Here is a 7,682-nt window from a genome sequence, read left to right as displayed (position 1 = left end):
GACGGGCGCCGTCGCCCGTTTCCGCCGCGCCGCTTCTCCGGCATCCGTCCCGGCGCGGTCACGGCGCCAGATGGTCGGCCATCTTCTTCTGCAGACCGGCGTCCAGCGTGTCCAGGAACTGCTCCGTGGTCTGCCACGGCTGGTTGGGCGAGATCAGCAGGGCGAGGTCCCGGGTCATCTGTCCGCCCTCCACGGTCTCCGCGCACACCTGCTCCAGCACCCGGGCGAACCAGGTCACCTCCGGCGTGCCGTCCAGCCGTCCCCGGTGGGCGAGTCCCCGCGTCCAGGCGTGGACGGAGGCGATGGGGTTGGTGGACGTCTCCCGGCCCTGCTGGTGCCGGCGGTAGTGGCGGGTGACCGTGCCGTGGGCGGCCTCGGCCAGGACGGTCCTGCCGTCGGCCGACATCAGGACCGAGGTCATCAGCCCCGGCGAGCCGAACCCCTGCGAGATCAGCGCCGACTGGACCTCCCCGTCGTAGTTCTTGCACGCCCAGAGGTAGCCGCCCTCCCCGCGGAGCGCGGCGGCCACCATGTCGTCGATCAGCCGGTGCTCGTACGTCAGGCCCTCCCGGGCGAACTCCGCCTTGAACTCGGCGTCGAAGACCTCCTGGAAGATGTCCTTGAACCGGCCGTCGTACCGCTTGAGTACCGTGTTCTTCGTGGAGAGCAGGACCGGGCAGCCGCGGGCCAGGCCGTAGCGGAACGAGGCGCGCGCGAAGTCGCGGATCGAGTCGTCGTGGTTGTACATGCCGAGCGCCACGCCCGGCCCGGGGAAGTCGTGCACCTCCAGCTCGACCGGGTCGGAGCCGTCGCTGGGCGTGTAGGTCATCGTCAGGGTGCCGGGGCCGGGGATCTTGAGATCGGTGGCCCGGTACTGATCGCCGAAGGCGTGCCGGCCGACGACGATCGGCCTCGTCCAGCCGGCGACGGTACCGGGGACGTTCGCCATGATCACCGGCTCCCGGAACACGACGCCGCCGAGGATCTCTCGCACGGTCCTGTTCGGCGAGCGGTACATCGCCTTGAGGTTGAACTCCTCGACCCGCGCCTCGTCGGGCGCGATCGTGGCGCACTTGATGCCGACGCCGTACTTCCTGACGGCGTCGGCGGCGTCGAGTGTCACCTGGTCACCGGTGGCATCGCGATGCTGGATGCCCAGGTCGAAGTGGATCAGCTCGACATCGAGATACGGCAGGATCAGCCTCTTCCTGATGAACTGCCAGATGATGCGGGTCATCTCGTCGCCGTCGAGCTCGACGACGGGACCGGCTACCTTGATCTTGGCCATCGGGTGAACGTCCCTCTCGCGCGTCGACCGGCCCGATGTCACGGTGAGTGACACCGGGCCATCTCGACTTCAAGCTACTCGCGTGAGAGGCCGACCCTTTGGACCCGGGCGCTAACGCACCGTGAAATGAACCGCGTCCTCGAGGAACGGCACGTCCAGCCACGGTTTCGGCTGCGCCACCAGAGCGAGCAGCACGATCAGCGTTCCGAGCAGCCCGTACGTGATCATGTCCGTGAAACGGGAGCGGACGGCGAGCATCCCGACGGACGGCGTGACGCGGCGCAGCACGGCACCGAGGACGAGAGCCGCGCCGACCAGCATCGTGCCCACGCGGAAGGCGTCGGCGAAGGCGTTGGTGCCGACGATCAACAGGCCGACTCCCGTCAGGGAGAGCACCGCGAGCAGCGGCCACTGCCGTGCCGGGGCGGGCGCGTCCCCGGGCGCGGCCCGTCCGCCGCCCTCGGGCCGGGCGGTGTCCAGCGTGACGGCGGGCGGCCGGCGCGAGCCGGCCCTGGGGTCGGGGTCAGCGTCGACGCCGTGCCCGTCGGCCGCCGGACGGTCGCCCGGTCCCGCTCCCGCTCCGTCCTCGGCAGCCTCGGGTGCGTCGTCCGTCGAGGCCGCGGAGGCCGAGCCGGGGCGCGACGCCGTACCGGCAGCCTCCGCGGACGTGCCGGACACCGCCTCCGCTGCGGCCTCTCCGGAAGCCGTGCGAGCCTGGCCGGAAGCGGTGCGGGCCTCGCCGGAAGCGGTGCGGTCCGGGACGGCCTGGTCCGGGACGGCCTGGTCCGGACCCGGGGCGCCGTCACCGTCGCCCGGCCCTCGGGTGCCGCTGCTGTCCGCGCGTACCACCATGGGTCAGCCTCTTCCCGTCAGGCCGCGGACTCGGCCGACGCCGCGCGCTCGGCGGCCTCGACCACGTTCACCAGCAGCTGCGCGCGCGTCATCGGACCCACGCCACCGGGGTTGGGGGCGACCCAGCCGGCCACCTCCGCGACGCCGGGGTGGACGTCGCCGACGATCTTGCCGTTCTCGTCACGGCTGACGCCGACGTCGAGCACGGCCGCGCCGGGCTTGACGTCCTCGGGCCGGACCAGGTGCGGCACACCGGCCGCGGCGACGATGATGTCCGCCTGGCGCAGGTGGGCGGAGAGGTCACGCGTGCCGGTGTGGCACTGGGTCACGGTGGCGTTCTCCGACTTACGGGTCAGCACCAGCGGCATCGGCCGCCCGATGGTGATGCCGCGGCCGACGACCACGACGTTCGCGCCCTTGATCTCCACGCCGTGGTGGCGCAGCAGCTGGACGATGCCGTACGGCGTGCAGGGCAGCGGCCCCTCGATGCCCAGCACGAGCCGGCCGAGACTCACCGGGTGCAGCCCGTCCGCGTCCTTGGCCGGATCCATCAGCTCCAGGACGCGGTTCGCGTCGATGCCTTTGGGAAGCGGGAGTTGGACGATGTAGCCGGTGCACTCGGGGTTCTCGTTGAGCTCCCGTACGACCGCCTCGATCTCCTCCTGCGTGGCGGTCCCGGGCAGTTCGCGCTGGATCGACGCGATGCCCACCTGCGCGCAGTCGCGGTGCTTGCCGTTGACGTACCAGCGGCTGCCCGGGTCGTCCCCGACGAGCAGGGTTCCGAGACCGGGTGTGATCCCCCGCTCCTTGAGGGCCGCCACCCGGGCGGTCAGGTCGGACTTGATCGCGGCTGCGGTGGCCTTGCCATCGAGAATCTGGGCAGTCATGCCCCCATCCTCCCGGATGGACCCGCCCCGGTTCCAATCCGCCCGGCCTCCGTCTCGACGGGCGGATGGCCGAGAGGTTGCACTTGCACAACACCTGTGGATACCGGCTGGACAAAAAGTCCACTCTCAGACGACGATGAGCCGCGCAGTGCCGCGGGCAGTGCCGGGGGGCAAAACAGTAATAACAGCACAGTTCCTCCGCTCGGGCCGCGTCGTCCCCGCATTTCCACACGGAGGAACCCGCCATGAGCTTCGGCGACCCGAACAACCCCTACAGCCAGCAGCAGGGCCAGCAGCCCGGCTACGGCTACCCGCAGGCCCCGCCGGTCCAGCCCTACGGCGGCGGCGGCTTCCCGACCGGCCCGCAGGAGATGCCGGGCGGCGTCAAGGCGGCTCGCGTGATGCTCTACATCATCGCCGGCTTCCAGCTGATCGGCACGATCCTGTTCGCGCTCAGCGCGGTGGCCATCGGCAAGGCGAAGGACGACCCGGCGCTCAGGGACGACGTCCAGTTCCAGGACCTCGCCGACTACTCGTCGGGCGTCCTGTGGCTGCTCACGCTGCTGGTGCTGGCCTGGGGCGTCTTCGCCATAGTCCTCGCCGTCAAGTTCGGCAGCGGCGGCAACGGCATCCGCATCGCGGCGATGGTGTTCGGCATCATCACCGCCATCCTGGGCATCTACCCGTTCATCCTGGTGGGCCTCGTGCACACCGTCCTGGCGATCCTCGTGACCGTGTTCGTCGGCAAGTCCGACGGTGGCGCCTGGTTCAACCGCCAGCGCGTGTGAGTCCCTCGCCCCGCACCGGCCGGCCGACTTTCGTGCCACACCGGGCGAACGCCGTGCCCTTGCCCGTACCTGTCCCTACCCTGGCGCTGATTCCGTCGGGGGAAAGGGATTGGGATGTACAGCATCGTCGTCGTACCGGCATCCTGCGTCACCGCACAGGAACAGATCAGGCTCGCACCGGGGGCCACGCTCCGCTTCGGCCGCACACCGGCGCCGGGCGGCGGCGTCCGGCAACTGACCATCCCGCACCCGTGCGTCTCGCGCGCCGCGGGCGAGATCACCGCCTCGGGCACCTACTGGTCGCTCAGCAACCTCAGCGGCACGTCCACCTATGTGGTGGAGAACCCGGAAGGTGCCGGGGAGCACATCAAGATCGCACCCGGGCGCATCGGCGCACCCGTGCCGTTCGAGTTCTCCCGTGTCGTGCTCCCCGCGGACGAACCGGTCAGCTTCGACGTCTGGGCTCCCCGCCACGACTACGCCGACGCCGAAGGGCCCGACCCGGACGGCGAACCGACCGCGCTGGCCTTCGCGCTGGACCGCACCAAGCGCTACTTCCTGGTGCTCGCGGCCCTCTGCGAGCCCCGCCTGCGCGGCGCGCTCCACGCGCCGCTGCCCACCGTGGAGCAGGTCGTGGAGCGGCTGCGGCCGGTGTGGCCCACGGCGAACCGGGCGGCCGTGCAGTGGAACATCGACTATCTCGCCGTGAAGCTGCGCCTCAAGCCCGGTCCTGACACCGTCGACCAGGGGCCGCGGCTGAACGGCAAGAAGGAGTCACTCGTCTCGCTGGCGCTCCGCTTCGACCTCGTACGCGAGGACGACTTACCGGCACTCGCCGTCGCGGTGACGAGCGGGACCGTGCGATGACCGCCCCGGGGCCGTACGGCATCGCCGCCGTGCCCGCGGGCTACCGCGTCGGGGCGTGGATCGTCGACGAACCGCTGGGCGCCGGGGCGTTCGGCAATGTGTACGCGGCGCGTCACACCGCTCCGGAGCCCGGCGGCCCGGCCCGGGCCGCCCTCAAGTTCCTGCCGACCGGCACGCACACCCCGCGCCAGCTACGGCATCTGCGGGAGCTCGCGGAACGGGAAGTGGAACTGCTCAGCAGACTGCGCTCGCCACGCCTGATCCGGATGTACGAGGCGCTGACGGTCGACGACGCCGCCCACCCCGAGCTGGACGGTGCCACCGTGCTCGTGCTGGAGGCCGCACAGGGCTCGCTCGAGACACTGCTCGCGAGCGAGAACCGGCCGCAGGCGGGACCCACGCTGCTGACGCAGGTCTGTGAGGGGCTGCACCAACTGCACGGCGCGGGCTGGGTGCACGGCGACCTCAAACCCGGCAACGTCCTGCTGATGCCCGACGGCACCGCCCGCCTCGGCGACTTCAACATGGCGGCGGAACTGGAGGGCACCCACGCTTACGCGCCGGCCTTCGCGACGGCCGACTACACGCCGCCCGAGCTGCTGTGGTCGGAGATCGGCGAACGCGGCCGCAAGGTACGGCAGACCGCGGACATCTGGGCCTTCGGCGTTCTGGCGCACCTCGTCCTGACCGGGTCGTTCCCCATGCCGGGAGGCTCCCCCGCGGCCCGCCGCGACGCCGCGGTGCGCTACGCCCGCGGCGAGGAGGAACTGAGGCTCTCCCCGGAACTGCCCGCGCTCTGGCGGGAGATCGTCGAGGACTGCCTGGCCCGCACGCACGAGGAACGGGCCAGGCACGACGCGACGTCCCTGCTGAGGCGGACGGCGGACGCGGCGGCCGGACTCGTACCGCGCCGAAGACGGGCGCGGCGTCCGCTGCTCGCCGTGGCGGCCGGCGTACTCGCCCTGGTGGCGGCGGGCTTCGGCGTGCGGATGCTGGTGGCCGACGACCCGGCCACGAAGCCACGCGCCGACGCGGCCGCCGGGCCCACCGCGAGCCCGAGCACGGCCGGCGGCAACGGGACGGCACAGACGGCGACGGGCTACGACCGCTGTGAGCCGGGGTCCGTCTGCTTCTTCTCCGAGGCCGGCGGCGAAGGCAGGATGTGCGCCTGGGAGGGCGACGACCCGGACTGGTTCGACGGCGAGAACGACTGCTCCTGGGCGTCCAGCGACCGCCCCCGCTCCCTCTTCAACAACGGCACGCCCGACCCCAAGGGCTTCATTCACGTCACCTACTTCGCGAAGCCGGGACTGCAGCAGCGCCTGGGCTGCGTCGAGAAGGGACAGCAGCAGGATCTCGCCGTGGACTCCCCCGTGTTGTCGCACACGTGGGCCAAGTCCTGCTGACCGCCACCCTCTGACGTACGAGGTACCCCCTGCCCGGCTCCGGCGCGATGGTGGTGATGCACCGCCGAACGGGCGGCGCGCCGAACGGGGGGCAGGGCATGAGAGGCAGGTTCATCGCCGCGTGTGCGGTCGCGGTGGCCTTGGCGGCCGCGTCGACCGGGTGCACACAGGAGGACGGCGGGCAGGGGGTGGCCGCCGCCGCGCCGGGCCGGCATCCGGATGGGAACGGCCCGGCCGCAGAGCTGGGCCACGCCGACGAGCTGCGGATCTCGGACGCCGAACAGCGCCTGGTCAAGCAGTGCATGAACCGGCGCGGTTTCCCGTTCTCGGAACACCGGCCGCTCACCCTGGAGGAGAGCCGCCCGGTCGGCTACGTCCAGGACGACGCCGACTGGGCCCGCGAGCACGGCTACGGGAGCCGTATCGAGACCAAGAGCGACCGGGCCAGACGGCACAATCCGAACCTCACCCACCGCAACAGCCTCTCCGCCGAACGGCGCGCGCTCTACGACACCGCGCTGGACGGCGGCCGGGACGCCGCCGTGCTCACTGTCGAGGTGCCGGGCGGCGGCGGAACCATCCGCAAACGCACCGGCGGTTGCGTCGGCGAGGCCCAGAAGCAGTTGTACGGCGACCAGAAGACGTGGTTCCGGGCCGAGAAGGCGGCGCTCAACCTCCGCCCGCTGTACGTCGCTGATCTTCTGCGGGACCAGCAGTTCGGCCAGGCCGTCAAGGCATGGTCGGCATGCATGACACGTGCCGGCCACCCCTACCCCGACCCGGAGGCCGCCCGCGAGGGCGCCCGGCGGAGGGCCCGGGACCTACCGCCGGACAGGGCGTTCGCCGTCGAGAAGAAGATCGCCACCACCGACGCCCTGTGCGCCCGGGACGCCTCGCTCAGAGCCGTCGGCCGGCAGCGCCAGGCCCACTACATCGGCACGTTGCGTCCCGAGTACCGCGAAGCGCTCGACACCCACCGACGTCTCCAGCGGAACGCCCTGGCGCGTGCCGAGGAGATCGTGGGCCCCCGCGCCTGACGGGCGGCCCCCACACCCGCACCACCTCACACGAAGACGAACGGGAGTTCATCATGCGCAAGTTCACCATGACCCTCGCCGCGCTCGGCCTGGCGGCCGTCGGCCTCGCCGCACCCGCCACGGCGGCCCAGGCGGCCCCGGTCGCCCCGGCAGGGGTCGGCTGCGACAACGCGTGGCCCGGCGGCAGTGACGGCTACGTCCGCGCCTGGGACGGCTACGACTGCTCCGGCGCGTACCTCGGCGGAACGCAGGGTGACGACTCCAACTGGGCCGACGGTTCCGGCGTGTTCACAGGGTCCGACAACGACCGCGCGTCGTCCGTCATGAACAGCGGCTACTCCGGCGGCGAGGACGTCGTCGCGTTCTACCGTCACGCGGGCTACACGGGCGGCTACAACTGCCTCAAGCGGGGCGAGCTGTACGTCGACAACCTGTCCCGCAACACGTACACCACCGGCTACAACATGAACAACAGCATCTCGTCGCACCAGTGGGTGTACGCCAGCGGGTGCTCGCGCTTCATGAGCTGAGCCCGCGCCACGCGTGCGGCCCGCCGG

At 71.6% G+C, this 7,682-nt stretch carries 8 protein-coding genes; 5 read left to right on the top strand and 3 right to left on the bottom strand.

What is annotated here, in order from left to right; translation table 11 throughout:
* Positions 1-58: 58 nt before the first annotated feature.
* The 3 genes from ACWGH4_RS26635 to ACWGH4_RS26625 all read right to left on the bottom strand — a co-directional run bounded on the left by ACWGH4_RS26635 (position 59) and on the right by ACWGH4_RS26625 (position 3,027).
* Complete coding sequence (locus ACWGH4_RS26635) at positions 59-1,288, bottom strand: NADP-dependent isocitrate dehydrogenase (protein WP_453465417.1); 1,230 nt, start codon at positions 1,286-1,288, stop codon at positions 59-61.
* Between the two features lie 111 nt (positions 1,289-1,399).
* Positions 1,400-2,140, bottom strand: a complete 741-nt coding sequence (locus ACWGH4_RS26630; protein ID WP_453465415.1) for a DUF3017 domain-containing protein — start codon at positions 2,138-2,140, stop codon at positions 1,400-1,402.
* A gap of 17 nt (positions 2,141-2,157) precedes the next feature.
* Entirely contained in the window at positions 2,158-3,027 is an 870-nt protein-coding gene (locus ACWGH4_RS26625) for a bifunctional methylenetetrahydrofolate dehydrogenase/methenyltetrahydrofolate cyclohydrolase (RefSeq protein ID WP_441263770.1), read from the bottom strand.
* A gap of 245 nt (positions 3,028-3,272) precedes the next feature.
* On the opposite strand from ACWGH4_RS26625, the gene ACWGH4_RS26620 reads away from it, so the two are divergent.
* The 5 genes from ACWGH4_RS26620 (at position 3,273) to ACWGH4_RS26600 (ending at position 7,655) form a co-directional block, all read left to right on the top strand.
* On the top strand, positions 3,273-3,815 hold the full coding sequence (locus ACWGH4_RS26620) for a hypothetical protein (protein WP_441263769.1): 543 nt from the start codon (positions 3,273-3,275) through the stop codon (positions 3,813-3,815).
* A gap of 114 nt (positions 3,816-3,929) precedes the next feature.
* Positions 3,930-4,682: an FHA domain-containing protein gene (locus ACWGH4_RS26615; RefSeq protein ID WP_453465412.1), complete on the top strand. Its 753-nt coding sequence runs from the start codon at positions 3,930-3,932 to the stop codon at positions 4,680-4,682.
* The gene (locus ACWGH4_RS26610) at positions 4,679-6,088 is read left to right on the top strand and encodes a serine/threonine-protein kinase (RefSeq protein WP_453465410.1); all 1,410 of its coding nucleotides are present in this window, start codon (positions 4,679-4,681) and stop codon (positions 6,086-6,088) included. The genes ACWGH4_RS26615 and ACWGH4_RS26610 overlap by 4 nt, the downstream gene beginning before the upstream one ends.
* Positions 6,089-6,186: 98 nt before the next feature.
* A complete protein-coding gene (locus ACWGH4_RS26605; protein ID WP_453465408.1) occupies positions 6,187-7,125 on the top strand; it encodes a hypothetical protein in 939 nt (312 codons plus the stop codon).
* A gap of 53 nt (positions 7,126-7,178) precedes the next feature.
* Positions 7,179-7,655, top strand: a complete 477-nt coding sequence (locus tag ACWGH4_RS26600) for a hypothetical protein (protein WP_453465406.1) — start codon at positions 7,179-7,181, stop codon at positions 7,653-7,655.
* Positions 7,656-7,682: the final 27 nt, after the last annotated feature.

Source organism: Streptomyces sp. NPDC054847, assembly GCF_053610925.1.
This window is presented reverse-complemented; position numbering and strand designations above follow the sequence as displayed.

Coding starts and splice junctions, on each gene's coding strand:
- ACWGH4_RS26635 (WP_453465417.1), bottom strand. CDS start 1,288: ATGGCCAAGATCAAGGTAGCCGGTCCCGTCGTCGAGCTCGACGGCGAC.
- ACWGH4_RS26630 (WP_453465415.1), bottom strand. CDS start 2,140: ATGGTGGTACGCGCGGACAGCAGCGGCACCCGAGGGCCGGGCGACGGT.
- ACWGH4_RS26625 (WP_441263770.1), bottom strand. CDS start 3,027: ATGACTGCCCAGATTCTCGATGGCAAGGCCACCGCAGCCGCGATCAAG.
- ACWGH4_RS26620 (WP_441263769.1), top strand. CDS start 3,273: ATGAGCTTCGGCGACCCGAACAACCCCTACAGCCAGCAGCAGGGCCAG.
- ACWGH4_RS26615 (WP_453465412.1), top strand. CDS start 3,930: ATGTACAGCATCGTCGTCGTACCGGCATCCTGCGTCACCGCACAGGAA.
- ACWGH4_RS26610 (WP_453465410.1), top strand. CDS start 4,679: ATGACCGCCCCGGGGCCGTACGGCATCGCCGCCGTGCCCGCGGGCTAC.
- ACWGH4_RS26605 (WP_453465408.1), top strand. CDS start 6,187: ATGAGAGGCAGGTTCATCGCCGCGTGTGCGGTCGCGGTGGCCTTGGCG.
- ACWGH4_RS26600 (WP_453465406.1), top strand. CDS start 7,179: ATGCGCAAGTTCACCATGACCCTCGCCGCGCTCGGCCTGGCGGCCGTC.